Here is a 26,486-nt window from a genome sequence, read left to right as displayed (position 1 = left end):
ATGAACGAAAAACAGATTTTCACACAGATTAATATGGTCAGACAGGCGACGCTGAAGGAAATGGACGGCGTTACGGAAGAGCAGGCAGACAAACAGCCGGGAGGATTCAGCAACACGATCCGCTGGAACCTCGGACACATCCTTGTCGTCCAAAATTCTCTCGTAGAACGATTCGGAGGCAAGCCGGTGGAAACACCTTCCCGTTATTTGGAGCTGTTCGCACCGGGAACGAAACCGGCAGACTGGCAGGGCGACGTTCCGACGCTTACAGAATTGAAGCAGGCATTGGAGGAACAGCCGAAGAAACTGGAACAAGCCTTAGCCGGACAGTTGGAAGACGAAGCGGCGAAAGCCTTCCTGGGCCTTCCAACGGTCGGAGAGATCCTGAACTTCACGTTGTACCATGAAGGGGTACATACAGGTACGATCAAAGCACTGAAAGCAACGACTGCAGAATAAGGAAAAGCCGGGAGCTCCCCTAGAGCTCCCGGCTTTTTTTTCTATTAAAAGATCCATCCGTTGAGGACCATCCCCATATTAATGAGAAAGTGAAAAAAGACGGCGGGGTAGATGCTGTCCGTTTTCAGAACGACCCAGGCATAAAAGAGGCCGCCGAAGGAAAACAGCAGGCTGAAGACGAGCGGGATGCCGATAGAGAAGTGAAGCAGCCCGAAGCCGATACTTGTGATAATCACGGCATGAACCGTCGAGAGATTCTTTTGAAGATAATCAAGCAGAACGCCCCGCCAGAGAAACTCCTCCAGAGATGCGTTTAACAGGGAAAATACCAGCCCGTAAAGCAAAAGGGAACGGGGGTAAGCTCCGTCGGTAAACAGCAGGGGAAGGAATATAGACACCGATCCGATAAGGCCGAATGTCAAAAAGAGCGGCAATGGAACCGTGTGGTTTGGCATGACGATCCGCTTTCTCCAGTCGGGAGCTTTTGCAAAGAACGAAGCCTTCTGTCCGGAGAAGCGGATGGCCAGGAGGGAACCGGCCAATATGAACAGAAGGAAGCTCCGGTTTCCAATGACCTTCCACTCCTTAGTAACGTCCCAGAAAGCAAAAAGAAAGTCACTGGATGCTTGGTAAAGGGCCGTTCCTGTCAGGAATCCAATGAACAGGGACAGTACCGGACGATGCCGGCGTGAAAAAGTATAAAGAAGAATCAAAAGTACAAGGATTCCTGCACCGTAGAGATAGAGTCGGCAGGATAACAGCAGTATGGCCGTGAAGAATAGACCAATGGCTGCCGGGAGTAGTGCATCGTTTTCTGGAAGTGTTTTTGGCATGATTATCTCCTGTGATTTAGTAATTCTAACTTTATTCCATTCTCTTCTCCTTACTTCCTCCATAAGGCTTGCAGGAGGCAGACGGGGGTTAATCGGTTCCCCTTTTTGTTCCGGCTTCCTCTACCGGATGTGCGGAAGAGCTCTTTGATTTCAACAGCTTGATAAAGACAATGATTCCGGTTACTACAGCAGCGAACATCACCAGATAGATGAACCAAATGATCAGCGGCATCCATTCCTGGACATTCATAGTACCAACCTCCTTCTTCTCTGAGTTTACCAATATATGGACTATGTATCTATAAGAGAAGGAATTCTTCCAGGTTTGTGGAATGTTAAGGAGTAGAGTCGGAAGGGAGTTGGTTCATAGTGAATAAAGTCACCCCGTTTTTAATGTTTCAGAACGGAGATGCAGAAGAAGCGATGTCCTTTTATGCGTTGTTGTTCGAAGATGCCGAAATAGAAAGCATCGTCCATTTCGGATCGGATGAAGGGCCCCGGAAGGAAGCGTCAAGGCCGGCGTCTTTTCTCTGAAAGGGCAGCAATTCCGCTGCTTCGACAGTCCGATTGAACATGCCTTTCACTTCACCCCGTCATCTTCCATATTTGTGGAATGTGATTCAGAGGAGGAGATCGACCGGCTGTACCGGGCGCTCGTCGAGGGCGGCCAGGCGCTGATGGAGCTTGGCAACCATGGATTCAGCAGGAAATACGGCTGGGTCAACGATCGTCACGGCGTTTCCTGGCAGTTGAATCTTTCTTAAGTCAAGGTGGTGTTATTGCCTGAAAGAAATGGGGCACTATTTTTTAATGGAAAGAGAGTTGGGAAAACCGTGAAGTATTTTTTTGATTTTACTTTAGCCATCGCATTAACCGGGTGCTCTTACTATATTGCCGGTTTCCTGCTCAGCCACGGGCTGCCGTTTTGGCAGGCTTTGATAATCGGATTTTCGGTCGTCACGCTGGGTGCATTGACGGAAGCCGTGGGAAGTCCGATGTGGTTGATCGTATTGGTGCCGTTTCCTGCAGGCATGCTTTTGCTTTACGTCTTTCTTGGTGCAGCTGTGCCGCAGTGGCTTCTTGCTTACGGACTGACACTCGCTGTCTACACGGCCATCCACATCCCGATGAGTTATTTCTTCCGATTCCACTCGCTTATTCCAGCATGGAAACTGGCCTGACGAGGGAAGCGGTCGGAGGAATCAAACGGAAAAGTTCCCCTAACAGCCTTAACAAAGGAAGCGTTCTTCAGGGCTTCCTTTGTTAAGGCTGTGTAAATTTTCTCCCCTTGCCTTGCATCCCTTATGCCCATCTATTACAATAATATCGAATTTCGATATAGTCATTCGATAATAAGAAAAGGAGGCAGACAGTTTGGACGTATTAAGAAAGCTGTTTCTCGGATTCATTCACATACACATCCTGCATCACGCCAAGGAAGAGGCCATTTACGGGTCGTGGATGCTGGAGGAGCTGCGCGAGCACGGGTATGAAATAAGTGCCGGTACACTCTATCCGATCCTGCACACGATGGAGAAGGACGGTCTGTTAAAACGGGAAGACGTTAATGTGAACGGCAAAATAAGAAAATACTACCGGAGTACCGAACAAGGGGACACGGTATTGGAAGAAGCCCGCGCAAAAGCGTACGAGCTGTTCAAAGAGATCAAATGATTGGGGGAGACATCTATGAATTCCATGCAGCAAAAGAGTAAGTTCCAGATCCTTTTGGAAATCCTGATTGTGTCGACGAAACTCGGGCTCACGTCCTTCGGCGGACCTGTCGCCCATCTTGCCTACTTCAAGGACGAGTACATCGACCGCCGAAAGTGGCTGACCGATAAGACATACGCCGATCTGATCGCGCTCTGTCAGTTCCTGCCGGGACCTGCGAGCAGTCAGGTCGGGATGTCCATCGGAATCTTGCGCGGGGGGATATTGGGAGGGATCGTCTCCTTTCTCGGATTCACCCTGCCGTCCGTGTTCGTCCTCGTTATCTTCGCACTGCTTTATCAAAACTTCTCCCTCGGAGATGCCGGCTTCATTCACAGTTTGAAAATCGTCGCCGCAGCTGTCGTCCTCCACGCACTGATCGGCCTCGGCAGGAAGCTGACTCCGGATAAAAGCCGGATCGCCATCGCCCTTGCCGGTGCATTGATCATGCTTCTGTTCCCGTCCGCCTGGGTGCAGATTGCTATTATCATCGGAGCAGGTGCCCTTGGTTATGTGTTGTTTCAAAAGAAAGCAGAATCGAATATCGAACCGTTCCATGTTGCTATTTCAAAGAAGTTCGGAATCGCCTCGCTTGCTGTGTTGGCAGCAGCTCTCATTTTCCTGCCGGTTCTGAACCAGGCGCTTCAACATCCGCTGCTGCACATCTTTGACGTGTTCTTCCGTGTCGGATCGCTCGTCTTCGGCGGCGGGCATGTCGTCCTGCCGATGATTGAAAGAGAACTCGTTCCGACAGGCTTCCTGTCTCCGGATGAATTCCTGGCCGGGTATGGAATGGCTCAGGCTGTTCCGGGACCGCTCTTCACCTTCTCCAGCTATTTGGGGACGATGATGCAGGGCGTATCGGGAGCGGTCGTCGCAACGGTCGCGATCTTCCTGCCGTCGTTCCTGCTGTTGTTCGGAGCACTGCCGTTCCTGAGTGAACTGCGTAGACGCGCTTCCTTCCAGGGCGTTTTGATGGGCGTGAACGCGAGCGTTGTCGGTATCCTGCTTGCGGCGTTCTATGATCCAGTCCTTACAAGCTCCATTATGGACGGGTCGGACTTCGCGCTCGCAGCCATCTTATTCGCTTTATTGAACGTCTGGAAAGTCCCGGCCTGGCTGATTGTCATAATCGGTGTTGCCGGCGGATATGTTTTCCAACTATTAGGGTTTTAAAGAGGAGAAGGTTCAGCATCTGCTGAGCCTTCTTTTTTTGTTCTAGGCAAGACTACTTCCTTTTTGTATGATAGGAATAAAATGGAATGAGGGGGAGTTCTCTTGTTGAAACGATTCTTGCCCGTCTGTGTTCTTTTACTTCTTGCCGTATCGGCGGCATTACTTGCTGCGAGGAATCCGACAGGGCCTAATACGATCTCCTATGAAGAGCCGATGGGCTTGTGGTTGTCGATCGGAATGATCGTTGTTCTTTTTCTGCCACCGTTGATTCTGGCCCTGTTCCAGAGCACGATTGCTCGAGTCACATCCGCTGTTTATCAGGGGATCGTTGTCTTTTCTTTCCTCGTCATTATCCCGATCGGCTTCTTCGTTCCGGATCAGTTCTCCGTCGGCGTCGCCGGTGTGGCCGGTACGGCTGCGGGCGTATGGAGTATTATCCTCACTTTGAAAACGGGGGAGGCGCCTAAACCGGCAAAATGAGGGAAGACACCCGGCGCAAGCTATGATAAGATGCCGGCAGAGAGGGATTACAGGAACGAAGGAAGGTGAATAAGGTTGCATCGATTCATCGAATATACAGGGTGGATAGGTGCTCTTACGGCTGTTGGTTTCGGCGTATATTATTTCATGAGCGGGGACTTTAAAGCGGAATACTTTATCCCGGCTGCTATACTTACAGTACTATGCAGAATCCATGCAAAGAGCCAGTAGAGGAGCTTGGAGATAGATTTGATTGTGAAGTTGTATGTTTATAATGGAATAAATACCAAAGAGAAGGAGGTACCATTATGGGAAAGCATGTATGGGACTTAGGACGTTGGAAGGCAGTTAGATTAGAAAACGGAATTGCTTTTGATGATCTTTCAGGAGAAAGCTTCTATTATACACTTGCTGATGAGCAAGATTTTCAAGAAATACCACCCAGTATTTACAAAGCTATCATTACCAATCTTACAAACTATTATGAAAGTAACATGCGTGCGGATGAATGGATGAAGGAAATAAATGCAGAGTTATTGCCTTATGGAATTTAAAACGAAAGGGTGGAAATAATGGAAGATACCTTACATACGGGACATACTTACAACTTCAATGTAAATGGTGACACACTGACTATCCTCGACAAATCCTATGCAGGATGCTTTCGGAAGTTTTGGGATTATTTCATGAACTATGATTTAGACAGGACAGTGAGAACAATAGAGAAGGCAGGAATTCGCACATCAGACTCGGAATATTTCGTATCGAAAAACGGCAGTAAAAAGAAAAACATACAGCTCATTGATGATAGGTGGGTTTACACACATTTAAACCCCGGAGCGATGGAGCGTGCTTATAATAAATTTATTTCAGAATGGAATAAAGAACCAACAGCAAAGGAGGCAGCATTAAACGGTGATGTGACAGAGAGAAAATTCGGGCTGAAGAATATTTATAAAAAATCACTCGCAATGAATTTGATTAGAAATGGGCATGACATAGAACATACCATGAGAAATCGCAATAATCCTAAGTATCAAGTCTTTGTTTTTGTTGATACACCAAAATTGCGCAGGGATATTGCCATGCTCAACGAACAAGAGTACGTAGGACGCTTAAATGAAAGTGGAAATATTAATAAATAAGTGATTTTTATTTGCAACAGCTGTGCGTCTTACATTGGCATAACGTCACTGCATGATAGGTGCAGCGGGGATGGGAGCCTGTGTACTAGAACGACAGGAAGGAGAGAGGGAAGTGAAATTCACCAACTTTCAAGCAAGCCAGATACGAATAGCAAGACCAACCGATCAAATGGATGAGATGATCACGTTCTATGAAACGGGTCTTGGTTTGGAACGAGTGGCGGAGTTTCATGGCCATCAGGGGTATGACGGCATCGTCTTCGGACTCCCGACGCTCGCTTATCAGCTGGAGTTCACGTCCCACGAAGAAGGAAGTCCGTGCCCTGCTCCGTCGAAGGACAACTTATTGGTTTTCTACATAGAAGATAAGCAGGAACAACGGAAGGCCGCGGATCGACTTACCCGGATGGGGTATGAAGAAGTCGCACCGGAAAATCCGTATTGGGAGGAGAAAGGCGTGACAATCGAGGACCCGGATGGGTGGCGGGTCGTGCTGATGAATACGGGTGGATTGAAGGATTCAAAAATATAGAAAAAAGGTCGGGAAGTATGTTCCCGGCCTTTTGCTATAATTATTCTCCTAATCCAAGCATACCCTTGAAGCTGCGGGCGTACTGGTCGGTTGCGATGATGGCATCCGCCACTTCTTCTGCTGTGATGGTGAATGCCTGGTGGATCGTTTCGCCATCGATGGTCGCTGCTTCGGCTACTTTCAGGATGTCCTCTCTGGAGGCGTCTTTCAGCTTGATGTCTTCCAAAGTGATCGGAAGGCCAAGACTTGTGTACAACGCCATGTACTCCTCGATTTCTTCCTGCGGGTGTTCTTCCATCGTCAGTTGGACGAGTGTACCGAACGCCACTTTTTCTCCGTGCGTAAGATGGTGGATTTCTCCGTCCAGAGCGGTAAATCCGTTGTGGATGGCGTGGGCAGCACCCAAACCGCCGCTTTCAAATCCGAGTCCGCTGAGAAGTGTGTTCGCTTCGATGACATGTTCCAGTGCCGGTGTAACGACTTGACGCTCATTGGACTCATAAGCGAGCAGTGCATAGTCGAACAGCACCTCTTCACATTTTTCTGCAATCGCCTGGGCGGCAAGGGTCGGCTGCCCTCCTGCCATCGTATTCCCGCTGTTTCTTACGACGCTGCGTACTTCAACGAGCGTTGCGAGCGCATCGGCGATCCCGGATGCAAGGAAGCGCGGTGGTGCCGCTGCGATGATTTTTGAGTCCAGCAGGACGAGGTCGGGGTTCTTTTTGTAGAAACGATACGTTTCGAACACCCCTTCGTCGGAATAAACAACAGACAAAGCACTTGTCGGTGCATCCGTGGAAGCCGTTGTCGGTACGATGACCGTAAAGCCTTCTACTTGGTCGGAAACGGCTTTAGCGGTATCGAGTGTTTTACCTCCGCCGACACCGACGACGATGGAAGCTTGGGCTTCCTTCGCAATATCCGTGATCCGGTCCATTTCCTGAGTCGATGCTTCCCCGTTGAAGACGACTTCGTTCGTTTCGAATCCTGCTTCTTTCAAGTGACCCACGACGTCATGCCCCGCAATCTTCCATACGGTTTCATCTGCGAGGACGACCGCTGTTCCGCTTAAACCTTCCAGGTGTTTCCCAATATTTTGAATGGCGTTACGCCCCTGCACATATTTGGACGGGCTGATGTATATACGTTCCTTCATCTCTCATCATCCTTTCGTAGTTTGTTTCTACAGGTATCTTCCCAACATATCATCGATGTTAAACAAAGACTTTCATAAAAAAAGGTCACATCGCTTCCTTGATTCCTTTTTTCACCAGCAGCCAGTTGGCCGGATAGCTCGTCAGGAAACCGAGGATCATAGCGATCTGCATCATGAACCAATAGGTGATTTGATCCGGATGCGGCGGCTGTGTGAATAAGACAAAATGGACGATCGCCATCCAGCCGAACATGCCGATTTCAAAAGCGATCAAGGAGAGCGAATCCGCTTTGATAGCAGATTTGATTGCATGTCCGGCACCTTTTTTCTTGTGCATCGGGTAAATCGCATAAAACTGGAACAGGATTCCGAAAATATAAGCAAGGATGAACTCGATCGTATAATGCGCAAACAGGGTCGTCCCTGCGATAGTCAATCCGGTCAGCGCAACGATCGGTACGCCGACTGCATCGCCGAGCGTGCATCCGGCCGAACAGTGGCTCGTCGAAACGAACACTTTGGCCGATTTGCCCCGGTCATCCTCTTTTTCTATATTCTTTGCCTTCAAGCGGCCCCATTTGAAGTAGGTCCATAAGGCAAAAGGACCGAAGAACCAACCGTTGATCGGCCAGACAACATTCATCACTCCCATCATCTGCGGATGTTTGATGATGTCGATAAGAATGATGAGGGAAGATAACAAACCAATACTGAGAGCAATCCATGATACCGTGACTAACATTTACTCACCTCTTTTTTATTTTCTATACCCGGTAGCGGTATTCATAAACATAGAGGAATCTTTAAAATAAACATAATCCTCTGCGTTGACTATTTATACCTTATAGGGGTATATTGAAATAGACAGGAGGAATCCATATGTGCGAAGAACATAGTTTACCGGAGAACAGCGGCAAAAAGCCGGCGAAACCAAGAACAGTACAAGAGAAAGATACGGTCGTGAACCGCTTGAAACGTATAGAAGGGCAGGTGAGAGGGATTCAGAAAATGGTCGAAGAGGACCGTTACTGTGTCGACATCCTTATTCAGATTTCAGCGATAGATAAGGCGTTGAAGAAAGTCGGCCATTCCTTGTTGGAGCGCCATACCCATCATTGTGTGGCGGGTGCGATTAAAAATGGAAACGGTGACGAGGCCATTGATGAATTGATGAAAGTCATCCAACAGTTCTCCAAATAGGAGGGATAGAGATGAAGGATATGAACGTAGGTATCACCGGAATGACGTGTTCCGCGTGCTCGACCCGGATCGAGAAGGTCCTGAACCGTATGGAAGGTGTCGAAGCGAATGTCAACCTTGCGATGGAGAAGGCGACGATCCACTACGACGACGAACACGTCCAGCCGTCCGATATAACCGCAAAGATTGAAAAGCTGGGGTACGGTGTCCAGAAAGAACAGATGGAATTCGACATTCACGGCATGACGTGCTCGGCCTGCTCGACGAGGATCCAGAAAGTGTTGAGTAAGATGGACGGAGTGGAACAGGCGACCATCAACCTGGCAACGGAAGCCGGATTCGTCGAATACGAACCGGATCGTGTATCCATAGATGACATCATTGCCAAAGTGAAGAAGCTCGGGTATGAGGCGGTTATCAAACAGGAACGTGAAACCGAGAAGGAACAAAAAGAGGCGAGAATCAAGCAGCAGAAGATAAAGTTGTTCGTGTCTGCCTTGCTTTCCCTGCCTCTTTTATACACGATGATCGCTCATCTCCCGTGGGATATCGGCCTCCCGGTTCCGGGTATCCTGATGAATCCGTGGTTCCAGTTCGTCCTTGCGACGCCTGTGCAGTTCTATATCGGTGCCCGGTTCTACTCCGGAGCTTATCGGGCGCTCAGGAATAAGAGTGCGAACATGGATGTACTAGTCGCGCTCGGTACTTCCGCCGCCTATTTCTACAGCGTCGTCGAAGCGTTCCGCTGGCAGGCAGCCCCGGATCGGATGCCGGAGCTTTATTTTGAGACGAGTGCCGTCCTCATCACGCTGATTCTTGTCGGGAAGCTGATGGAATCGTTGGCGAAGGGACGGACGACAGCCGCGCTCACGAACCTGCTGAATCTGCAGGCGAAGGAAGCGACCGTTATCCGAGAAGGAATGGAAGAAAAGGTGCCGGTCGACCAAGTAACGGTCGGGGACACGCTGCTTGTGAAACCCGGGGAGAAAATTCCCGTCGACGGCCGCGTGCTTAAAGGTACCTCCGCAGTCGATGAGTCCATGATAACCGGTGAGTCTCTTCCAGTGGAAAAGCAGGAAGGAGACGCAGTCATTGGATCGACCATCAACAAGAATGGAACCATTCGGATGGAAGCGGAACGGATAGGGAAAGATACCGCCCTTGCCGGCATTGTTCGGATCGTCGAAGAGGCGCAGGGATCGAAAGCTCCGATCCAAAGGACTGCGGACGCCATTTCCGGCATTTTCGTTCCGATTGTCGTCGGAATCGCTCTTCTTACGTTCCTGCTCTGGTTTTTCCTGAGCGGTGACATCGCACCTGCGCTGGAAGCAGCCATCGCTGTTCTTGTCATTGCCTGTCCGTGTGCCTTGGGACTGGCGACACCGACATCGATCATGGTCGGAACCGGAAAGGGAGCAGAACAGGGGATTCTTTTCAAAGGCGGGGAATATTTGGAAGGCACCCAGGGGCTTACAACGGTGCTTTTGGACAAAACAGGTACCGTGACGAAAGGGAAACCCGAGGTAACGGACGTCATCACTCTCCAAGGAGAAGAAGCCGATTGGCTGCCTAACTTGATCGCAGCTGAGAAGGCATCTGAGCACCCGCTCGCTGATGCCATCGTCACGTACGGTCAGAAGCGCGGCGTGATAGAAAGAGAAGCGGAATCCTTTGAGGCTGTCCCTGGCTTTGGGATTAAGGCAGTCGTCGAAGGCAGGCAGATCCTTGTCGGTACGAGAAAATGGATGGAACGGAATCAGCTGTCATATGAACCTTACGACGAGGCATTTTCTCGTTTGGAACAGGAAGGAAAAACAGTTATGTATCTGGCTGCCGATCAGCAAATCAAAGCCTATATTGCTGTTGCAGATACGATCAAGGAGACGTCCAAAGAAGCCGTTTCTGATTTGAAGGCGCTCGGGATTCATGTGTACATGGTGACAGGGGATAACAGACGGACGGCAGAAGCTATTGCTGCCGAAGTAGGCATCAGGAATGTGCTGGCAGAAGTGCTGCCGGAAGAGAAGGCAGCGAAGGTGAAGGAATTGCAGAAGCAGGGCGAGAAAGTCGCCATGGTCGGTGACGGCATCAATGATGCGCCTTCTCTTGCCACCGCCGATATCGGCATCGCCATTGGCACAGGCAGTGATGTGGCGATAGAAACGGCAGATGTTACGCTGGTCGGAGGCGACCTGGAACACTTGGTGAAAGCGATCCGCCTCAGCCGGAAAACTATGAAGAACATCCGGCAGAATCTATTCTGGGCACTGGCCTATAATACGGCAGGCATCCCGGTTGCCGCTCTCGGGCTTCTTGCTCCGTGGGTGGCAGGCGCGGCTATGGCCTTAAGCTCTGTCAGCGTCGTCAGTAACTCGCTGCGGCTAAAACGGATGAAACTATAATGGAAAGGATGAAGCGATATGGAAAAAACGCTTAAAGTAGAAGGAATGACGTGCGGCCACTGTGAACAAGCAGTCAAAGGTGCACTGAAAGAGATCGATGGAGTGGAGGAAGTAACCGTTCATCTCGACAGCGGTGATGTCGAGGTGAAAGCAGCCGATCATGTCAGCGAAGCGGCGATGGTCGAAGCCATTGAAGAACAGGGATACGACGTCGTATCCTGACAAACAAAGCCTGAAGGATCTCCTCAGGCTTTGTTTGTCAGTTTTTCAGCAAAGGGCGGAGGTGAATAGGCAGACTCCGAAGTGCTCATTGGCCGCCCTCTCTATGTTTGTAAAAGAACCGTTTCCTCAAAAGTAAATGAACAGCCTGTAAAGTCTGAGGGATCCCCTTCGGACTTTTGTATAAATAAAGGAAGATGGTCAAGGATGGTAACACAAGAGAAAAAGGAGATGAGAGAATGAAATGGATGAAGATGTTGGTATTATCCGCGGTGGTGCTTGTAGGCTTGGCTGCCTGCGGCAATGATGACAGTGGACAGGACGAGCAGAAGGATCAGGAAGCGACCGACACGGAGCAAATGAGCCATGAAGAAAAAAGCGGGCATGAATCGATGGATCACTCCGGATCCGGAGAAGTTCCGGACGATTTGAAGGAGGCAGAAGATCCTACCTTTGCCGTTGGAAGTAAAGCGGTGATCACCGCTGACCATATGCCTGGCATGGACGGGGCGGAAGCGACGGTTGTCGGAGCCTATGATACGACTGCTTATATCGTTTCCTATGAACCGACAGACGGAGGCGAGCGGGTGACTGATCACAAATGGGTCATCCACGAAGAAATCGAAGGTCATAATGATCAGACGTTTGAGCCGGGCGAGGAAGTCACACTCCGGGCTGATCATATGCCTGGCATGGACGGAGCGAAAGCGACCATCGAATCCAAAGAAGCTACGACCGTGTATATGGTCGACTACGTGCCCGTCGACGGTGGAGAAGAAGTGACGAACCATAAATGGGTGACGGAAAGCGAATTAAAAGCACAATAGAGCATACAAAAAGAAGGCTGGATCCTCATCCAGCCTTCTTTTTATTATGTTCTCCTGTTCCTTATAAGCAGCAAAGCGATAAACGCAGCGAAGGAACCAGCCACCACGATGGCCATGATGGCGATCGAAAAGAATAGAGGATCCATGAAACCGGTCTCCTTTTTCAGAAAATTTCTGTTAGTATCTATTCTAACACTTGGAAAGGGGCTGTTGAAAGGGGCTAAAAAAATCCCCTTCAGGAGGAGTATCTCCAGAAGGGGGGTTTTTAATGATCGTGTTCATGGGTATGGTCGCTGCAGAGGACCGAGTTGTCGTGCGGGTGTTCCTTCGATTCCAGTTGAATCGTCACATGGCCGATTCCCTTATCCTTAAGTCGTTCTTCCACTTTTTTAAGGATGCCCTGGCAATCGCCGATCGTCCTGTCATCCGTCACCACGGCATGACAGGAGAGGGCGTTCTGTCCGCTGGTGATGCTCCATACGTGCAGATCATGGATATCCTGAATGTCCGCTGTGTCTTTGATCGTTGCGACGATATCATCGACGTCGATGTTCTTCGGTGTTCCTTCCATCAGCACATGAACCGAGTCGCGGGCGACCCTTGCTCCGCTGATCAGTACAAGGACGGCGACAATCACACTTGCGAGCGGATCGGCCCATCCCCAGTCGAACAGCATGATGAGGATGGCGGCGATGATGGCACCGACGGATCCAAGCAGGTCACCAAGGACATGAAGGAACGCCGCCCGCAGGTTAAGGTTGTGCTCCGTATCGCCCCGCATGAGAATCCATGCGACCACAAGGTTGACGATAAGACCGATAATTGCAATCGTCAGCATTCCCGTCGAGGCTACCTCCGGCGGTTCCAGGAATCGTTTATAAGCCTCGTAGAAAATATAAAGGGAGATCAGTACGAGCGTCACACCATTGAACAGTGCCGCAAGGATTTCAAACCGTTTGTATCCGTAAGTCTTGCTGTAATCTGCCACTTTTTCCCCCATAACGAACGCAAGGACACCAACCCCAAGCGACACGGAGTCACTCAGCATATGTCCGGCATCCGACAGCAGCGCCAGGCTGTTCGTAAGGAATCCTCCGATCGCCTCGACGATCATGTAGCCGGTTGTCAGGATGAAACTGATCCATAATGCCTTCTTGTTCGCGCCGTGCGTGTGGTCATGACCGTGGTCGTGTCCCATCTGCATCTCCTCCTACCTGTACTATTCCAATTCGACTGGTAAATGATACGTCGGATTATTCTATATATGCACATATATTCATATATAAAGCTTAACGCGGAATAACAGGCACGTCAAACCTGAATGCATAAAAAAGGCCTCCACATTTAGGGGATGTGGAGGCCTTCGTAAAGGGTGGTCAAATTCTACATATTCACATATTGGTCAGATATGTGGGGTGTTTGCGTGTCCATTGTAGTACATTGATGATGTTATGTAAACACGCTTTAAATTGGTAAAGAAGTTATACCTGATATAAACCCTTCTGTGAAAGGGTACAACCATTATAAAAAGAATATTCCGTTAATTGGAAAGGGAATAGGAACGGTAAGAATGGATTTTTGAGGTCGATTTTTATAATGAAAGGGGAAAAGAAAAGCATGAACAAGGAGGGGAAGTCTCATGCAACGAATGATCGTATTTATGGTGTGGACCGCATTCATCCTCTATGCCGTATTGGCAGCACCCAATGGAAACGCAGGTTACCTTGAATCGCTTATAAAAATGGATGATCCTGATCCTTCTCTATTAATGGTCTTCAGCTTTCTGGGGATCTACGCGATGATCTTCGCCGCTTTGCTCCTGGAGGAAGATGACAGCAAGGTTCCGGCGTGGCCGTTCGTCATCGCTTCCTTCTTTCTCGGAGCCTTCGCACTGCTGCCTTATTTCCTTTTCGCAAGCGGCCGTGCAGAAGGGAGGATACGTATTCCTAACCGATTGATTCAGCTGCTTCACTCCAAAGCATTTCTGCTCCTGCTTGGGACAGGAACGACTGCCCTGTTTCTTTACGGGGTATCGGCAGGTGACTTCGAATTATATGGGAAGGCATTCCGTACTTCGCAGTTCGTTCATATTATGACAGTGGACTTCATTGTCTTGACGCTGCTCAGTGTTTATTTGATCTATTGGAAGGAACGAAGGCACGGAAGTGAGAATATGCGTCACTGGATTGGAATGGTTCCGATGATCGGAGCGCTTGTTTATCTATTTAAGAAACGCGTGTGAAAAAACAGAGGTCTCCACGATCTCTGTTTTTTTGTCAGGAGTGCTTGCATAATCAGAAACTATTCAGTTGTTAATCAAAAGTAATTGATGTAGTATAAAAGTATTTTGAAATCGTTTTTTATAAAGGAAGTATAGGGGAGAAGGTGATGGTGTTGATTAATCACGGGGGAGTGCTGCAGAAAGAATATTTTGTTTCCTATATGAAATTAATCAGAAATGCGATGGGATGTTCTGTAGAGAAGGCGAAAGATGTAACGTTTGAACGCTTATTCCATAATGATGTCCAAAAGTTGGGTGAGGCCACTTATCAGGAATTTTTGAAAGGATATCAAGAAATGCAGCGGAAACATTAAAAAAGCGTGGGAAATCAGATGTTCACCTTCTGATTTCCCACGCTTTTTGTTTGGTTATTTCTTCATCGTCCTTTAAAAGCTGCGGAAGATTTGGTAATTTTTGTTTCCTCCAGAGAGGTTAAATACTTCTTTAAAGCCCATATTTCTTAACACGTTTTGCGCTGCATTACCGGTAACTCCACTATTGCAATAGGTAACGGTAGGAATGTCAGGATCCAAATTCTTTGCTTTCGATCGTAACTCAGCCAATGGAATGTTAACCGCACCTGGCACGTTGGATACCTCAAATTGCTTGGTCGCCCTCGTGTCGATCACCTGCAGCAGTTCACCGTTCTCCAACCTTTCTGTCAGTTCTTGCGGAGTCATCAACTTATTTCGCTTATCGATGGCGTTTTGAAGTGCCATTCCTGTGTACATGACAGGATCTTTTGTCGTGCTGAACGGTGGTGCGTAGGCGAGGTCCAAATGGAACAGGTCTTGTGCTTTCGCCCCAAAAGAAATGGCTGTTACGAATACATCAATCCGTTTATCGACGCCATCTTCGCCGATTGCCTGTACTCCGAGGATCCGGCCTGTTTTTCTATCGGCGACAGCTTTAATGACGATCGCTTTGCCTCCGAGGTAATCCGCTCTGGATGGTTTGATGTTATGAAGGACTTCCAAATCATATCCTTTTTCTTTTGCCTCCTTCTCACTAAAGCCTGTGTAGCCGACGGCAAGGTCAAATACTCTTAATATCCCTGTCCCCAGAATTCCCCGGTGCTCCAAATCTCCACCTGTAATGACATCTCCAGCGATACGCCCCATTTTATTTGCTGTCGATCCCAATGGCCGGTAAATTGGTTCTCCTGTAAGGATGGAGAAACTTTCGGCAACGTCGCCGACGGCATACACATCAGGAATATTCGTTTGCATTTTGCTATTGACTTTTACTGCACCCGATTTCCCTAATTCTACACCGATTTCCTGGGCCAACTCAGCATTGGGACGTACACCGGATGCCAGGATGACCATGTCTGATTCCAGTGTGGTTCCTGATTTCGTCTCCAATGTAGTTTTGGAAATTGTGTGGACTTCTTCGTTTAGCAATAGAGTCACACCGTGGTCCCGGATATGTGTTTCTACTCTTCTTGCCATATCCAAATCCAGATGAGGCATGATTTGTCCGCTTCTTTGAACAATCGTTACGTCTAATCCTTTGTGCCTCAACTGCTCAGCCATTTCAAGACCAATGAAACCGGCGCCTATGATGGTGACTTTCTTCGGATGGTTCGCTTTCATAAACGAATCAATCATTGCTGTGTTTTGAATCGTTCGCACCTGGAAGACATGATCGTGACCCACTCCTTCAATGTTCGGGCGATTCGGTGATGCTCCAGTAGCGAACACTAAAGTGTCATAATCGTCTTCGATCGTTTCACCGGTATCTAACTTCTTCACAACTACCTTCTTCGTTTCAGAATTGATCCTGGTCACCTCGTGACGGGTGAAAATCTCCACATTATAGCGCTTCTTGAACCAGGCTGCGCTCCTTGGCGTTAAGGTGTCCAATTCTTCCACCTCGCCTCCAAGGAAATAGGGGATCCCACATATCGAGTAGGAGATGTCATAGTCTGCATTGTATAAGGTGATTTCTGCGTTTTCATCGTTTCTACGGGCTTTGGCAGCGACAGAAGTACCAGCAGCAACAGATCCGATTATAATGATTTTCATAGTTGAATTCTCCTTTGTCTGTTTCATCTTAAAAGTTCGTTGATAAAGTTATCAGCAGCACGATTTCATTCCTAACAGAACGAATTGCGGACCGTTCGAAGTTTCATCATTATCAAGCGTCAAGCCATCCAAGTCATTCTTAATTTCCTTATCTATAGCTACTCGGATGCCGTTGACTTCCTGGATGTTGTCATCTTCCTTAGGGGCATCGAGGGATAGACCTAATTGAGGTCCGCAGCAGCCTGCCCCCATGGAGTAGAAGCGTATTCCTTCGCCCTCATTCTTTTCGAAGATCGTTTCCAATTGTAGTTTTGCCTTTTCTGTTATTTTCATTTCTGCTTCCTCCTTAGGATTTAATGATCGTTTACACACGAGCTGTTAATTTTGAAAAGCGCATTTCGTCCATGGAAGGACTGCAACATTTCCGGAGAGGCTGTTTTTGACTTTGTTGATCCAAGGGATTTCACTGGCAGCCTTCGCTTGCAGGAGTTTTTCTTCAGTACCCGCTGCAGCCAAGCTTTGATTAATAACCCACCACCTCGGTGCGATTTCAGCACGTTGTAAGTCTTCCTGTAGCCGAGTAGATTCAAGCACAGGCGTGGCTTCAGCTAACGTAACAATCACTACTTCCGTCTCTTCCGGGTTTCTAAGGCGGGGCAGCAGGGCTTTCACGTTTTCTGGAACTGCACCTGTCGAACGACTCATTTCTTTGTGGTAGGTTTCAGACGAATCCAGTAGAAGCAATGTGTGACCGGTCGGAGCGGTGTCAATGACCACAATCTCCTTTTCAGCCCTTGCAACGACGTCTGCAAAGGCACGAAAAACAGCAATTTCTTCTGTGCATGGAGAATCAAGATCCTCTTTTAAGTAAGCAAGTTCTTCTTCATCCAGCTCTCCTGCTGCGGCAATGACTGCTTCCTTGTACTTCTCCACTTCTATTTCCGGATGAACACGATTGATCGATAAATGCTCACTCACTGCCCTGTTTTTGAACATGTGATCAAGGTGAGCGGCCGGATCCGTTGTCGTTAAATGAACCGGAAGTCCTCTTTTAGAAAGTCCTGCGGCAATGGCGGAAGCAACCGTTGTTTTCCCTACGCCGCCTTTTCCCATAGTGAAGATTACCCGTGTATTTTTATTAGCGAAATCATCGATTATCTCTTCTAAGCTGTCTGAATCGTCCCATGTCGAAACTTCTTCTCGGATGGATGCATCATCGCAGGGACGCTTGCCCACTAATCGTCGAAGACTGTCCGTATCAGTAAGCGAGTAAGGGACGTAAGGGAGGAAAACCTTAGCTGTGATCTGTAAACTTTCCGGTGCCTTTGCTAATGCCTCCTGCTGCTTCTCAAAAAAAGCGAGCGAGACAGGGTCTTCTGAATCAGGTTTTTGATATACGCCATTGATAAGCAATTGCTGATTAGATATTCCGATTTCTCTTAATTCTGTTGCTGCTCTATCTGCTTCCTTAAGCGTAGTCTCATCCGGTCTGGCAACAAGAAATAGGGTCGTTTTGTCTGCGTCAGATAAGGATTGAACTGCTTTTTCATACATTTTTTTCTTATCTTTAAGGCTTGAGAGCGGACCGAGACAGGAAGCTCCATGCTTACTTTCTTCCAAGAAACCATTCCAAGCGTCAGGGAGCGACAAAAGGCGCAGCGTGTGGCCTGTCGGTGCTGTGTCGAAGAGCACATGATCAAAACGCTCTAACATCGATTCATCAGCTAACAGTTGAGAGAATTCATCAAAGGCTGCGATTTCTACTGTACATGCACCAGAGAGCTGTTCTTCCATTTGATTCACGACTGATTCCGGAAGTTTCCCTCGATATGGTCCTACTGTTTTCTCCCGGTAGGCTCTGGCTGACTCTTCCGGATCAATATTACTGGCAGACAAATGGTCCACACCGGGGATTTTAGTGGGTTGGTTGCAAAGCTCCACTCCGAAAACATCTTGTAAATTAGAGGCTGGATCGGTACTTACAAGAAGTACCTTCTTTCCTTGATCCGCCAGAGATACGGCAGTGGCGCAAGCGGTGGATGTTTTTCCGACGCCGCCCTTTCCGGTAAAGAACAATATGGGAGTGTCGATGTGTTGTACGGGGTTATATTGTGGAAACATAAGGATTCCTCCTACGTCAATTTAGGTTAATAGAAATTGGAGTACCAGGCTTTTGCGTCAGTTCATCCATTTTTACTGCACACCAATCGGCAAACTCATCGTTTGTTGGATATTTTCCTACTTTCACAACTTCATCGTTCAAAAGCGTGATTGGCAGTGCGGCTACTCCTTTATCGTGAAGGAGTTGGTTCACCTTTTCATTCCTTGAGAAAGCAGATGGCTCATTAGCTAAGTTATAACGCTGAATATCGGCACCTTTCCTCTTTAATGAATAAACTGCTGAAGCAACCCGCGTCAAATCCGGATCGACTCCAGGACCACAAACTCCAGTGGAACAACACATCGCCGGGTCAAAAATTTCAACTTTGTTCATACAGTACACAACCTTTATATTGTTATTTATTTACTTACTTACTTACTTACTTACTTACATAAAAGGGTTTCTTCCTGTTTGTCTGAAGTTCATAATTTATTCCTGCTTACTAAATTATTGGATATAGAAAGCCGAGTTTCAAATGATTTTTTGAGATTCGTTGGTGTCTTTGAGTACACATTAAATTCGGATATTATTATATAATTAATTACTTATATACGCAATGCTATGTTCGAAAATAAAAACTGTTACTTAACATTCCATCTATGATAACTTTTACCGTTGCCTACAGAACCTATCTTAGAGGTGAATCACTCATATTAAACGGAATATGAGTGGAATATTACATATCGTAAGTCATTTTTGACTTATGTCGAACCTTTATCGAATTATGTAAATTAAAGGATGTTATATATGATGAGATAAAGGTGGGGTAGTATCTGACGGAATCCAACATTAAAACTTGTTTTTTTGAAAGGGTTTACTTATAAATAAATAGAGGAGAGATGCCGGTGAAGCTGGAACGATTGAAGCAGCGCCTCGGTGAGATGGCAGATATCGGCAAAGTGCGGCAGGATGGGACAAGCAGCCTTTCCTTAATGAATGAAGAGATCGAAGCAAGGGTCCTCTTCATGAAATGGGTAGGGGAAGTCGGTGGAAAGGTGCGGATTGACGACTCAGGAAATATCCATGCCCGGATAGAAGGAAGCAATCCGGACAAAGCACCAATCGTGCTCGGCTCTCATCTTGAAAGAAAGACGGGAACATTTTGTGATGCGCTCAGCATGCTGGCAGGACTGGAAGTGCTGGAATCGTTGAAGGAAGAAGTGGAGCTCTCCCAACCATTTGAAGTTGTTCTTTTCATGAATGAGACGGAAACGCCATACCCGGCAATGGTGCCACGCGAGACAGTCCCCGGCATCTTCAGCAAAGGATTGGATGAACCTGTGCGGATCGATTTTCATAGAAAAAAGGCTGTAGAAGAGGTGGAGGCGTTCATCAGTTTACATATCGGACCAAAACCGGTGCCTGGTGAAGCCGCGCCTTTTGATATCGTCACGAGCGTACAGGGAACTTCTTGGCACTCCGTCGAATTCATCAGTCTTCCCGGCTGCAAAGGGATGGTGCCGGTCTCTTCTCGGAAGGATCCTTTGGTAACGGCAGTCAAAGCAGTCAAACGAATTAAGCAGTGGATCAGTGGTTTGGAAGATGAAACGATCGTCACGTTCGGCAAGATTCACAAGGTGCCGGGTGCAACGGATCGTTCTCCTTGTTCCATTACATTCTCTCTTGATGTGAAACACCCGGTCGAAGCAGTGCTGAGGCAGCGTATGGTGCACGTCGAAGAAATAATCCGCAACGTCGCTGAAGAGGATGCGGTTGAAAGTGTCTGGGAGGACGTTTCCTTTCTGCCGCCGGTAGCGTTCAGCGAGACGCTTATCTCCCTAGTGAAAGAAAGCTATAACGATAGAGGAATCGATTACAGAGAAAGCGTCGGCAGTTCGATTCATGACACTTATATATGGAATCAAATGGATAAAACCGTAGTGGTTTCCGCATCGATCCTCTCCGGTGAGTACAAAAAGAAAGAAGATTGGTGCGATATTGAAAAGACCGTCGTCGTCATAGAGGATACAGTGAAGAAAATCATGCGCTGTTTGTGACGTACTATTGTTAAACTGGTAAAAAGGATAAAGGTGATACCATGGATATTCTGAAATTACAGGATTATCAAATGTTTAAAGATATTGTTGAACATTCCTTTGATGAGATCTTTGTCACCGACCAAAATGGGATGGTTTTATATGTCAATGAGTCCTGTGAACAGAATTATGGCATTCCCTCTTCTGCATTAATTGGAAAACATATTTATGAACTTGCTGAAGAGTTGTTTACCCCTTCTGCGACTGTCGAAGTCATGAAGCAGGAGTGCCCGGTGGAAGTGATGCAGGAAACGAAGCAGGGAAGACGCCTGCTCGTGAAATCACAGCCGGTATTTGACCCCGTAACGGGGGAATTGACGAAAGTGATCAGCTATTCAAGGGATTTAACAGATTTCACAACATTAAAGAACCGTATGGAGCAGCTGGAGAAACAGCTGAATACACAGCAGAATGAAAAGACCGGTGAAGTGGCCGACCTTATTACGGAAAGTAAGTGGATGAAGCGTGTCACGCGTATGATGACAAAAGTCGCAGGCACAGAAGCTACTGTCCTCTTGAAGGGGGAAACGGGTGTCGGCAAGAATTTGCTGGCATCGAAAATTCACAAGCTGAGCAGCCGCCGGAATCAAAAGTTCTATGAAGTGAACTGTGCGGACCTTCCCGATCATCTGCTTGAGACAGAGTTATTCGGAAATCCTGAGTACGGCGTCGAAGGGTTGATCGAGCTGACGGATGGATGCACATTGTTTCTGGATGCCATCGGCGAGATGTCTATAGACATCCAGGGAAAGCTGCTCCGCGTATTGGAAACGAAGCAAATCGTCTCGAAGCATCGCCGCATCGACGTGGACATCCGCTTCCTTTTCTCTACAAATCAAAATTTGGAGGAGCGGGTGAAAGCAGGTACTTTCCGGAAAGATCTTTTCTACCGTATTCACGTCGTACCGATCGATGTCCCTCCCTCCGGGACCGGGAAGCGGATATTTACCCGCTCTCGATGTATTTCCTAAAGAAGTACAATGCCCTTTATGACAGGAATGTGAAACTGTCCCCGCTCGTTCTGCATGCGTTCTACGAATACGACTGGCCGGGCAACGTCCGTGAACTGGAGAACTTGATCGAACGCCTCCTGATTACGACAGACTCCGACGAAATCACGATGGATCAGCTTCCGTCGATGATCAAGACAGGTTCGATTGCTCAGGCGGTGACGCTTCCTGAGAAGCTTGAGCAGCTGGAAAGGTTCCTCGTCGCTGAAGCCTATGATCAGTATGGATCGAGTTATAAGGTGGCGGAGAGTCTCGGGATCAGCCAGTCGTCCGCCATGCGCAAAATTCAAAAGTACTTGCGGGACGGCAGGATGAAGGTGGATTGAAACGGTTTATAAAAAACCATCTCTCCCTATGAAAGGAGAGATGGTTTTTTCGTTTTCTATACGGTTGCGGAAGCTGCCCCTGGTGATTGAATGAACTTTGTGAAAAGGAAGCGTACAAGCGGTCCCATGACGACAAGCTGCAAAGGGAGCGCCAGGATGAAATTCGAACCGAAGATAGTCAGGTAATCAGTAACGACCGTTTCTACGTGGAAGCCGCTGTGAAGGCTCATTGTCACTAGTCCGAACATCGACATAAGTGCCGCCATGCCGATGACCATGCTTATGGAAATTGCCAGGATCTTGTAAAGCTTCTTCGATGTACGAGCCGTCAGCTTGAAGGCGACTTTCTTAGCGGTCGGTCCGACGATGAATAAATCAAGAATGAAGGCGACGATAAACGCAATCAGGAAGTTAAGCACTCCTTCCATGAAGGTCATCTCATGGATCGTTCCGTGAAGATAGAAGTTGTATATCGTCATGACTAAGACCATACCGAAACACATCAAGAAGCCGAATTGCAGGCTTTCTTTTTTATTTGTGGGCATAAAGATAACATCCTTTCGTTTGGTTATTTCTGCATTATAGCGGGAATAAAGGACGCTTCGTAAGTGAACATTTTGTGAACGTTGTATTTCTTATTCATTACAGAATGCAGCTTTTGAAGGTAGTTAAACATGAATCTTTGACAGAAGAGGAAGGTGAGTTGTTCAACAAAACGATGGGTATCGTTTTGGCGGTCCGTGGAAGTTATGAGAAGCTCCTCTATTAAAAAAAGGTCGTATCTCTTATGATACGACCTTTTACTCTGGTTCTTTCCTTCCTATCGTTACCACAGGCGGGGTATAGCTGATGACTTCAATGAGATAATGCTGCTCTGTCAAACCGTAACAGACCACATCGGAACCGTCTCCGATGGTTCCGTACTGCTTCTGCCAATCTGTGAAATGCGCATGTTCCACGATGAAGTACGGCCAGACGCGATCCCGCGCCACTCCTTCCTTGTCAACGAAGGGAGCATCGATCAAATCTGTTCTCATTCCTTCATCCGAATAACGGACAGCAACCGGTGAATCAAAGAGGAATGTGGCTGTTTTGTCATCAAATTCTGTTCCGTAATAGCTGTCTTTCTTACATAAATAAAACGTCAACCCCAGCCTGTCCAAGTCCTGTTTCCATTGATCGATAGCGATGTAATGGGTGAGCTCTTTATGAGGTACCCACGTATGAACGATTTGCTGCATGGAAACCCCTCGTTTCTTTAAAGTCATCGTTTTATTTTCAAGGATGCCCCTTGATGTTGCTTCCGTTTGGTTCATACACAATATCTCTTCATAAAGGACGAATCCGACAGAACGGTACAACTGCATGTTCTTCTTCATGAGCGAACATGCTTCTTCCCCGTTCGCTAAAGCAGCGGCTGTAGAATCCAACGTTTCCTCCAATGTCCCCGTATGGTTGCGGGTAATAATATCATCGGTTTTTTCATAAGTCGTCGGGAAGATGGTGTAAGTACATGTGGAGAGCATCCGTATGCGTCTGCAGCACCTGCATCGTCTTTTCGTTCGGTTGGGTATAAATAACCGGATAATCTTTTTCTCCCTTGTCCTCCTCCGTCTGAAAAGCAAGGTGTTCTTCTGTCGTGGAGAATAAGGCGTGAACACCCGGCTTATTCCCGCGGGCGTCGACTCTTATCCAACGCTCCAACGTCTTGAGATAGACGCTGTTCAGTGCATGGATGCAGTAGCCTTTCTCCGGCTTGTCGAAAAGCATCAGCCGCTGATAGCAGAAGCCTGTGGGAATCCCTTCGCTTCTAAGCAGAGCCGCCAGTAGATTTGATTTCGCATAACAGATGCCCTCTTTCTCCTTCCATACTTCAGATGCCGTACGGGTAACTGCCGTACTCTGAATATCCCAGGAATGAGCGATTTCATCGCGCACGAAGGTGAATGCCGCTTCTGCTTTCTCTATATCTGTCTGCTTTTTGTCAAATAGCTGTTCCGATAGTTTTACGATCGAGGGATGATTATAATCTACCACCTCTGACTCTTGTAAGTAGTCAGAGAGTTTGGCGGATTGCAGTGTTTGTTTCAAGATCTGTCCCCAACTTTCTTTTTCCAGTTATCATACACCTGTTTGAATATTTATACAATACGCGAGCGGGGGATGATTATTTCGTAATTTTCAAACAAATGATTGTAAGGAAGGATTAGATGCGGTACATTTATAAAAAAGAAGGAAATCCTTCATCGAGAATAAAGGAGGGAAAAGGATGGAAGAATCGGTGCTGGAAACGATCAAAGGTGTTTATTCCTCCTTATCACCAGGTCAAAAAAAGGTGGCGGCTTATATGATCGATCACCGGGAAGAAAGCGCGCTTGCAACCGCGTCCCGGCTTGGCAGGCTGGCGGGAGTGAGTGAAACGACGGTCATTCGACTTTCCAACGTCCTTGGGTTTCGCGGCTTTTCTCATCTTCAGGAGGCAATCAGAGAGGAGTTTCTCATGCAGAAGCAGAGCGTACGGGAGCATTCCCCGGCATACGATGTTTTTTCTGACGTTGCGGAGAAAGAAAGGCATGTGTTCGGTCAATTACTGGAACAGCTGGATCGAGGGCAGTTGAAGCAGGCGGTCGATGCTTTAATCGCAGCCGAACAAGTCCATATCGCAGGTTTCGGCAGCTCCTATGCTGTGGGTTACTGGTTCTACGCGGCGCTTAGGATGTTGAGAAGCAGAGTGTCCTTATCCGGTCCTGACGGCGTGGCAGCAGAAGATATAGGTGATATTCGGGAGAATTCCCTTCTTGTATTATTTTCTTTTCCAAGATACCGAAAAGAAGGGATGTTGTTGGCGGAAGAAGCAAGAAGCAAGGGGCGGTGGTGCTCGTACTTACGAACAAAGCGCTCGCCCCGCCTGCCCGATCAGCAGACATCACGGTGACGACAGAAGAGCGGATGGAATCGGATTATCACTCCATCGCGGGAGCCGTAAGCATATCGGAAATGCTGATCGAAGCGGTTATGGAAGAAGGCGGAAACGAAATGCGCGAGCGTCAGCAGCGAATGGAACAGCTCTATGCTGAACAGAATCTATTTTTAGAATGAAGAGGAGTGGAAGGGATGCAGGAACAGTGGAAGCATGTCGAACGTGAGAAAAAGAGGTTTTCTGCCAAGGATTACGCGGCATTCATTCTTCCGTCCCTGTTGGGGCTGTTGTTTTTTATGGTGCCGATTCAGACGGAGGATGGGATCACGATTCCCGTCGCTTTCCTTGCGAATGGGCTGAATGAAGGGTTTGCCGGCACAATACCTGTCCTGACGGTGCTGGCGATAACGATCTCTGTCATTGGATCGCTCGCCGCTTATTTGTGGAAGCCGAAATGGATCATGGAATCCACCTATTGGAAGGCCCTGTTTTATGTCCGTAAAAACTGGGTGATGACGAGGGTTCTCGGGATGATCTTTGCCTGGATGGCTCTTCTTACGCTGGGGCCCGATTTTCTGACGTCCGACGTGACAGGCGGAATGCTGTTGTTCGACCTTTTGCCTGTTCTGTTCACGACCTTTCTATTGGCAGGTTTTCTGCTTCCATTGCTGCGGAATTTCGGTCTGCTTGAATTCGTCGGAGCGCTGCTTCGTAAAGTGATGCGTCCTCTGTTCACTCTTCCCGGGCGTTCCTCGTTGGACTGTCTCGCTTCCTGGGTCGGGGACGGGACCATCGGTGTCCTGTTGACATCGAAGCAGTATGAAGAAGGGTATTACACAAAAAGAGAAGCAGGTGTCGTCGCGACGACGTTCTCCATTGTCTCGATCACATTCACGATTGTCGTCATCAGTTACCTGGAAATGGAGAGCTATTTCCTGCCTTATTACGCCACGATCATCATAGCAGGGCTTGCTGCTGCTTTGATTATGCCTCGTATTCCTCCGTTGTCCTGGAAGAAGGATGACGTCTATGAGGGAACGACAAGAAAGACCGAAGAAGCGATTCCGTCGGGGACTTCGCTGTTCCGCTGGGGAACGACTCAGGCGCTCAGGAAGGCGAGAAGCGGCGGCGGTGTGAAAGCGACACTGAAAGAGGGAATGCAGAACGTGCTGGATATGTGGATCGGCGTCCTTCCTGTCGTCATGGCGATTGGAACGGTCGCTGTCGTCATAGCAGAATTCACTTCCTTTTTCACCATCATCGGCAAGCCGTTCGAATGGCTGCTTATGCTGATGCAGGTGCCGGAAGCAGAGGCAGCCGGTCAGACGATGGTCGTCGGTTTTGCAGATATGTTTCTGCCGGCTGTCATCGGAAGCGGGATAGAAAGTGAAATGACGCGCTTTATCATTGCAAGCGTATCTGTTACGCAACTTGTTTACTTGTCGGAAATGGGGGGCTTGCTGCTTGGATCGAAACTTCCGGTTTCCTTCAAGGACCTTGTGTTTATTTTCCTGCTACGAACGTTGATTACGCTGCCGATTGTCGTCGGCATCGCTCACTTGATTTTCTAACCATAGAGGGAG

The 26,486-nt window shown here is 48.0% G+C and carries 32 protein-coding genes and 1 pseudogene; 21 read left to right on the top strand and 12 right to left on the bottom strand.

The window, feature by feature from the left end; all coding sequences use genetic code 11:
• Positions 1-459 (top strand): DinB family protein, encoded by a 459-nt coding sequence (locus tag D479_RS02630; protein WP_008633335.1) that lies wholly within the window; start codon positions 1-3, stop codon positions 457-459.
• Between the two features lie 44 nt (positions 460-503).
• Here the strand turns inward: D479_RS02630 and D479_RS02625 are convergent, their stop codons facing one another.
• Positions 504-1,292 (bottom strand): type II CAAX endopeptidase family protein, encoded by a 789-nt coding sequence (locus tag D479_RS02625; RefSeq protein ID WP_008633333.1) that lies wholly within the window; start codon positions 1,290-1,292, stop codon positions 504-506.
• Positions 1,293-1,380: 88 nt separating this feature from the next.
• Positions 1,381-1,542 carry a hypothetical protein gene (locus D479_RS20570; RefSeq protein ID WP_193743859.1) on the bottom strand — a complete coding sequence of 54 codons (162 nt, stop codon included), beginning with the start codon at positions 1,540-1,542 and terminating at the stop codon, positions 1,381-1,383.
• Between the two features lie 119 nt (positions 1,543-1,661).
• Here D479_RS20570 and D479_RS02620 point away from each other — a divergent pair.
• The 8 genes and pseudogenes from D479_RS02620 (at position 1,662) to D479_RS02585 (ending at position 6,338) form a co-directional block, all read left to right on the top strand.
• Positions 1,662-2,056, top strand: a pseudogene (locus D479_RS02620) (VOC family protein).
• A 69-nt stretch (positions 2,057-2,125) separates the two neighbouring features.
• Positions 2,126-2,473, top strand: a complete 348-nt coding sequence (locus tag D479_RS02615) for a hypothetical protein (protein WP_026578073.1) — start codon at positions 2,126-2,128, stop codon at positions 2,471-2,473.
• 193 nt (positions 2,474-2,666) lie between these two features.
• Positions 2,667-2,966 carry a PadR family transcriptional regulator gene (locus D479_RS02610; RefSeq protein WP_008633330.1) on the top strand — a complete coding sequence of 100 codons (300 nt, stop codon included), beginning with the start codon at positions 2,667-2,669 and terminating at the stop codon, positions 2,964-2,966.
• A 15-nt stretch (positions 2,967-2,981) separates the two neighbouring features.
• Positions 2,982-4,181 carry a chromate efflux transporter gene (gene chrA / locus D479_RS02605; RefSeq protein WP_008633329.1) on the top strand — a complete coding sequence of 400 codons (1,200 nt, stop codon included), beginning with the start codon at positions 2,982-2,984 and terminating at the stop codon, positions 4,179-4,181.
• A 105-nt stretch (positions 4,182-4,286) separates the two neighbouring features.
• Positions 4,287-4,661 (top strand): hypothetical protein, encoded by a 375-nt coding sequence (locus tag D479_RS02600; protein WP_236096521.1) that lies wholly within the window; start codon positions 4,287-4,289, stop codon positions 4,659-4,661.
• Between the two features lie 308 nt (positions 4,662-4,969).
• Positions 4,970-5,215, top strand: a complete 246-nt coding sequence (locus D479_RS02595) for a hypothetical protein (protein WP_008633327.1) — start codon at positions 4,970-4,972, stop codon at positions 5,213-5,215.
• Between the two features lie 18 nt (positions 5,216-5,233).
• Positions 5,234-5,806: a hypothetical protein gene (locus D479_RS19775; protein WP_008633325.1), complete on the top strand. Its 573-nt coding sequence runs from the start codon at positions 5,234-5,236 to the stop codon at positions 5,804-5,806.
• Positions 5,807-5,918: 112 nt separating this feature from the next.
• The gene (locus tag D479_RS02585) at positions 5,919-6,338 is read left to right on the top strand and encodes a VOC family protein (protein WP_039870598.1); all 420 of its coding nucleotides are present in this window, start codon (positions 5,919-5,921) and stop codon (positions 6,336-6,338) included.
• Between the two features lie 40 nt (positions 6,339-6,378).
• On the opposite strand, the gene D479_RS02580 is transcribed toward D479_RS02585, so the two are convergent.
• Both D479_RS02580 and D479_RS02575 read right to left on the bottom strand, forming a co-directional pair.
• Positions 6,379-7,494 carry a glycerol dehydrogenase gene (locus D479_RS02580; RefSeq protein ID WP_008633321.1) on the bottom strand — a complete coding sequence of 372 codons (1,116 nt, stop codon included), beginning with the start codon at positions 7,492-7,494 and terminating at the stop codon, positions 6,379-6,381.
• Between the two features lie 85 nt (positions 7,495-7,579).
• Positions 7,580-8,236: a DUF4396 domain-containing protein gene (locus D479_RS02575; protein ID WP_008633318.1), complete on the bottom strand. Its 657-nt coding sequence runs from the start codon at positions 8,234-8,236 to the stop codon at positions 7,580-7,582.
• Between the two features lie 137 nt (positions 8,237-8,373).
• On the opposite strand from D479_RS02575, the gene D479_RS02570 reads away from it, so the two are divergent.
• From D479_RS02570 to D479_RS02555, 4 genes are all read left to right on the top strand, one after another.
• Positions 8,374-8,694, top strand: coding sequence for a metal-sensing transcriptional repressor (locus D479_RS02570; protein WP_008633317.1), 321 nt, complete (start codon positions 8,374-8,376; stop codon positions 8,692-8,694).
• Between the two features lie 11 nt (positions 8,695-8,705).
• Positions 8,706-11,096, top strand: a complete 2,391-nt coding sequence (locus tag D479_RS02565; RefSeq protein WP_008633315.1) for a heavy metal translocating P-type ATPase — start codon at positions 8,706-8,708, stop codon at positions 11,094-11,096.
• Positions 11,097-11,114: 18 nt separating this feature from the next.
• Entirely contained in the window at positions 11,115-11,318 is a 204-nt protein-coding gene (locus tag D479_RS02560; RefSeq protein WP_008633313.1) for a cation transporter, read from the top strand.
• A 236-nt stretch (positions 11,319-11,554) separates the two neighbouring features.
• Positions 11,555-12,142: a YdhK family protein gene (locus tag D479_RS02555; protein ID WP_008633311.1), complete on the top strand. Its 588-nt coding sequence runs from the start codon at positions 11,555-11,557 to the stop codon at positions 12,140-12,142.
• Positions 12,143-12,407: 265 nt separating this feature from the next.
• On the opposite strand, the gene D479_RS02550 is transcribed toward D479_RS02555, so the two are convergent.
• Positions 12,408-13,346: a cation diffusion facilitator family transporter gene (locus tag D479_RS02550; protein ID WP_039870560.1), complete on the bottom strand. Its 939-nt coding sequence runs from the start codon at positions 13,344-13,346 to the stop codon at positions 12,408-12,410.
• A gap of 435 nt (positions 13,347-13,781) precedes the next feature.
• Between D479_RS02550 and D479_RS02545 the strand changes: the two genes are divergently transcribed.
• Both D479_RS02545 and D479_RS02540 read left to right on the top strand, forming a co-directional pair.
• The gene (locus D479_RS02545; protein ID WP_008633301.1) at positions 13,782-14,384 is read left to right on the top strand and encodes a hypothetical protein; all 603 of its coding nucleotides are present in this window, start codon (positions 13,782-13,784) and stop codon (positions 14,382-14,384) included.
• Positions 14,385-14,530: 146 nt separating this feature from the next.
• Complete coding sequence (locus tag D479_RS02540; RefSeq protein WP_008633300.1) at positions 14,531-14,737, top strand: hypothetical protein; 207 nt, start codon at positions 14,531-14,533, stop codon at positions 14,735-14,737.
• Between the two features lie 72 nt (positions 14,738-14,809).
• Here the strand turns inward: D479_RS02540 and D479_RS02535 are convergent, their stop codons facing one another.
• The 4 genes from D479_RS02535 to arsD are packed head-to-tail and all read right to left on the bottom strand — an operon-like array spanning position 14,810 to position 18,944.
• Positions 14,810-16,450, bottom strand: coding sequence for an FAD-dependent oxidoreductase (locus D479_RS02535; RefSeq protein ID WP_008633299.1), 1,641 nt, complete (start codon positions 16,448-16,450; stop codon positions 14,810-14,812).
• 51 nt (positions 16,451-16,501) lie between these two features.
• Positions 16,502-16,783, bottom strand: coding sequence for a HesB/YadR/YfhF-family protein (locus D479_RS02530; protein ID WP_008633298.1), 282 nt, complete (start codon positions 16,781-16,783; stop codon positions 16,502-16,504).
• Positions 16,784-16,828: 45 nt separating this feature from the next.
• Positions 16,829-18,571 (bottom strand): arsenical pump-driving ATPase, encoded by a 1,743-nt coding sequence (gene arsA, locus D479_RS02525; protein ID WP_008633297.1) that lies wholly within the window; start codon positions 18,569-18,571, stop codon positions 16,829-16,831.
• A gap of 16 nt (positions 18,572-18,587) precedes the next feature.
• On the bottom strand, positions 18,588-18,944 hold the full coding sequence (gene arsD, locus D479_RS02520; protein WP_008633296.1) for an arsenite efflux transporter metallochaperone ArsD: 357 nt from the start codon (positions 18,942-18,944) through the stop codon (positions 18,588-18,590).
• Between the two features lie 512 nt (positions 18,945-19,456).
• Between arsD and D479_RS19770 the strand changes: the two genes are divergently transcribed.
• Genes D479_RS19770 through D479_RS19765 form a run of 3 tightly spaced genes read left to right on the top strand, consistent with a single transcriptional unit; the run spans position 19,457 to position 21,983 of the window.
• Positions 19,457-20,608: a M20/M25/M40 family metallo-hydrolase gene (locus tag D479_RS19770; RefSeq protein WP_051989368.1), complete on the top strand. Its 1,152-nt coding sequence runs from the start codon at positions 19,457-19,459 to the stop codon at positions 20,606-20,608.
• A 41-nt stretch (positions 20,609-20,649) separates the two neighbouring features.
• A complete protein-coding gene (locus D479_RS02510; protein WP_051989367.1) occupies positions 20,650-21,618 on the top strand; it encodes a sigma 54-interacting transcriptional regulator in 969 nt (322 codons plus the stop codon).
• A gap of 29 nt (positions 21,619-21,647) precedes the next feature.
• A complete protein-coding gene (locus D479_RS19765; RefSeq protein WP_152413303.1) occupies positions 21,648-21,983 on the top strand; it encodes a hypothetical protein in 336 nt (111 codons plus the stop codon).
• A 56-nt stretch (positions 21,984-22,039) separates the two neighbouring features.
• Here D479_RS19765 and D479_RS02505 read toward each other — a convergent pair whose 3' ends face one another.
• The 3 genes from D479_RS02505 to D479_RS02495 all read right to left on the bottom strand — a co-directional run bounded on the left by D479_RS02505 (position 22,040) and on the right by D479_RS02495 (position 24,074).
• Positions 22,040-22,528 (bottom strand): DUF2798 domain-containing protein, encoded by a 489-nt coding sequence (locus D479_RS02505; RefSeq protein ID WP_008633291.1) that lies wholly within the window; start codon positions 22,526-22,528, stop codon positions 22,040-22,042.
• Positions 22,529-22,783: 255 nt separating this feature from the next.
• A complete protein-coding gene (locus D479_RS02500; protein WP_152413302.1) occupies positions 22,784-23,509 on the bottom strand; it encodes a hypothetical protein in 726 nt (241 codons plus the stop codon).
• Positions 23,466-24,074: a transglutaminase family protein gene (locus tag D479_RS02495; protein WP_026578090.1), complete on the bottom strand. Its 609-nt coding sequence runs from the start codon at positions 24,072-24,074 to the stop codon at positions 23,466-23,468. The genes D479_RS02500 and D479_RS02495 overlap by 44 nt, the downstream gene beginning before the upstream one ends.
• A gap of 178 nt (positions 24,075-24,252) precedes the next feature.
• Here D479_RS02495 and D479_RS02490 point away from each other — a divergent pair, with 178 nt between their 5' ends.
• The 3 genes from D479_RS02490 to D479_RS02485 are packed head-to-tail and all read left to right on the top strand — an operon-like array spanning position 24,253 to position 26,474.
• Positions 24,253-24,918, top strand: a complete 666-nt coding sequence (locus D479_RS02490) for a MurR/RpiR family transcriptional regulator (protein WP_008633288.1) — start codon at positions 24,253-24,255, stop codon at positions 24,916-24,918.
• Positions 24,915-25,082, top strand: a complete 168-nt coding sequence (locus D479_RS20415) for a hypothetical protein (RefSeq protein ID WP_008633287.1) — start codon at positions 24,915-24,917, stop codon at positions 25,080-25,082. The genes D479_RS02490 and D479_RS20415 overlap by 4 nt, the downstream gene beginning before the upstream one ends.
• Positions 25,083-25,097: 15 nt before the next feature.
• On the top strand, positions 25,098-26,474 hold the full coding sequence (locus tag D479_RS02485) for a YjiH family protein (protein ID WP_008633286.1): 1,377 nt from the start codon (positions 25,098-25,100) through the stop codon (positions 26,472-26,474).
• Positions 26,475-26,486 lie beyond the last annotated feature (12 nt).

The sequence above is a fragment of the Halobacillus sp. BAB-2008 genome (assembly GCF_000328325.1).
GTDB lineage: Bacteria > Bacillota > Bacilli > Bacillales > Halobacillaceae > Halobacillus.
The sequence above is the reverse complement of the archived record's forward strand: the minus strand, read 5'-3'. Positions and strand labels throughout refer to the sequence as shown.

Excerpts from the sequence above, each read along its gene's own strand:
- D479_RS19775 (WP_008633325.1), top strand. The coding sequence starts at position 5,234 with ATGGAAGATACCTTACATACGGGACATACTTACAACTTCAATGTAAAT.
- D479_RS02625 (WP_008633333.1), bottom strand. The coding sequence starts at position 1,292 with ATGCCAAAAACACTTCCAGAAAACGATGCACTACTCCCGGCAGCCATT.
- D479_RS02630 (WP_008633335.1), top strand. The coding sequence starts at position 1 with ATGAACGAAAAACAGATTTTCACACAGATTAATATGGTCAGACAGGCG.
- chrA (WP_008633329.1), top strand. The coding sequence starts at position 2,982 with ATGAATTCCATGCAGCAAAAGAGTAAGTTCCAGATCCTTTTGGAAATC.
- D479_RS02565 (WP_008633315.1), top strand. The coding sequence starts at position 8,706 with ATGAAGGATATGAACGTAGGTATCACCGGAATGACGTGTTCCGCGTGC.
- D479_RS02550 (WP_039870560.1), bottom strand. The coding sequence starts at position 13,346 with ATGCAGATGGGACACGACCACGGTCATGACCACACGCACGGCGCGAAC.
- arsA (WP_008633297.1), bottom strand. The coding sequence starts at position 18,571 with ATGTTTCCACAATATAACCCCGTACAACACATCGACACTCCCATATTG.
- arsD (WP_008633296.1), bottom strand. The coding sequence starts at position 18,944 with ATGAACAAAGTTGAAATTTTTGACCCGGCGATGTGTTGTTCCACTGGA.
- D479_RS02570 (WP_008633317.1), top strand. The coding sequence starts at position 8,374 with ATGTGCGAAGAACATAGTTTACCGGAGAACAGCGGCAAAAAGCCGGCG.
- D479_RS02510 (WP_051989367.1), top strand. The coding sequence starts at position 20,650 with ATGGATATTCTGAAATTACAGGATTATCAAATGTTTAAAGATATTGTT.
- D479_RS02505 (WP_008633291.1), bottom strand. The coding sequence starts at position 22,528 with ATGCCCACAAATAAAAAAGAAAGCCTGCAATTCGGCTTCTTGATGTGT.
- D479_RS02595 (WP_008633327.1), top strand. The coding sequence starts at position 4,970 with ATGGGAAAGCATGTATGGGACTTAGGACGTTGGAAGGCAGTTAGATTA.
- D479_RS02535 (WP_008633299.1), bottom strand. The coding sequence starts at position 16,450 with ATGAAAATCATTATAATCGGATCTGTTGCTGCTGGTACTTCTGTCGCT.
- D479_RS02490 (WP_008633288.1), top strand. The coding sequence starts at position 24,253 with ATGGAAGAATCGGTGCTGGAAACGATCAAAGGTGTTTATTCCTCCTTA.
- D479_RS02545 (WP_008633301.1), top strand. The coding sequence starts at position 13,782 with ATGCAACGAATGATCGTATTTATGGTGTGGACCGCATTCATCCTCTAT.
- D479_RS02555 (WP_008633311.1), top strand. The coding sequence starts at position 11,555 with ATGAAATGGATGAAGATGTTGGTATTATCCGCGGTGGTGCTTGTAGGC.
- D479_RS20570 (WP_193743859.1), bottom strand. The coding sequence starts at position 1,542 with ATGAATGTCCAGGAATGGATGCCGCTGATCATTTGGTTCATCTATCTG.
- D479_RS02530 (WP_008633298.1), bottom strand. The coding sequence starts at position 16,783 with ATGAAAATAACAGAAAAGGCAAAACTACAATTGGAAACGATCTTCGAA.
- D479_RS02485 (WP_008633286.1), top strand. The coding sequence starts at position 25,098 with ATGCAGGAACAGTGGAAGCATGTCGAACGTGAGAAAAAGAGGTTTTCT.
- D479_RS02575 (WP_008633318.1), bottom strand. The coding sequence starts at position 8,236 with ATGTTAGTCACGGTATCATGGATTGCTCTCAGTATTGGTTTGTTATCT.
- D479_RS02540 (WP_008633300.1), top strand. The coding sequence starts at position 14,531 with ATGGTGTTGATTAATCACGGGGGAGTGCTGCAGAAAGAATATTTTGTT.
- D479_RS02500 (WP_152413302.1), bottom strand. The coding sequence starts at position 23,509 with ATGCTCTCCACATGTACTTACACCATCTTCCCGACGACTTATGAAAAA.
- D479_RS02560 (WP_008633313.1), top strand. The coding sequence starts at position 11,115 with ATGGAAAAAACGCTTAAAGTAGAAGGAATGACGTGCGGCCACTGTGAA.
- D479_RS02580 (WP_008633321.1), bottom strand. The coding sequence starts at position 7,494 with ATGAAGGAACGTATATACATCAGCCCGTCCAAATATGTGCAGGGGCGT.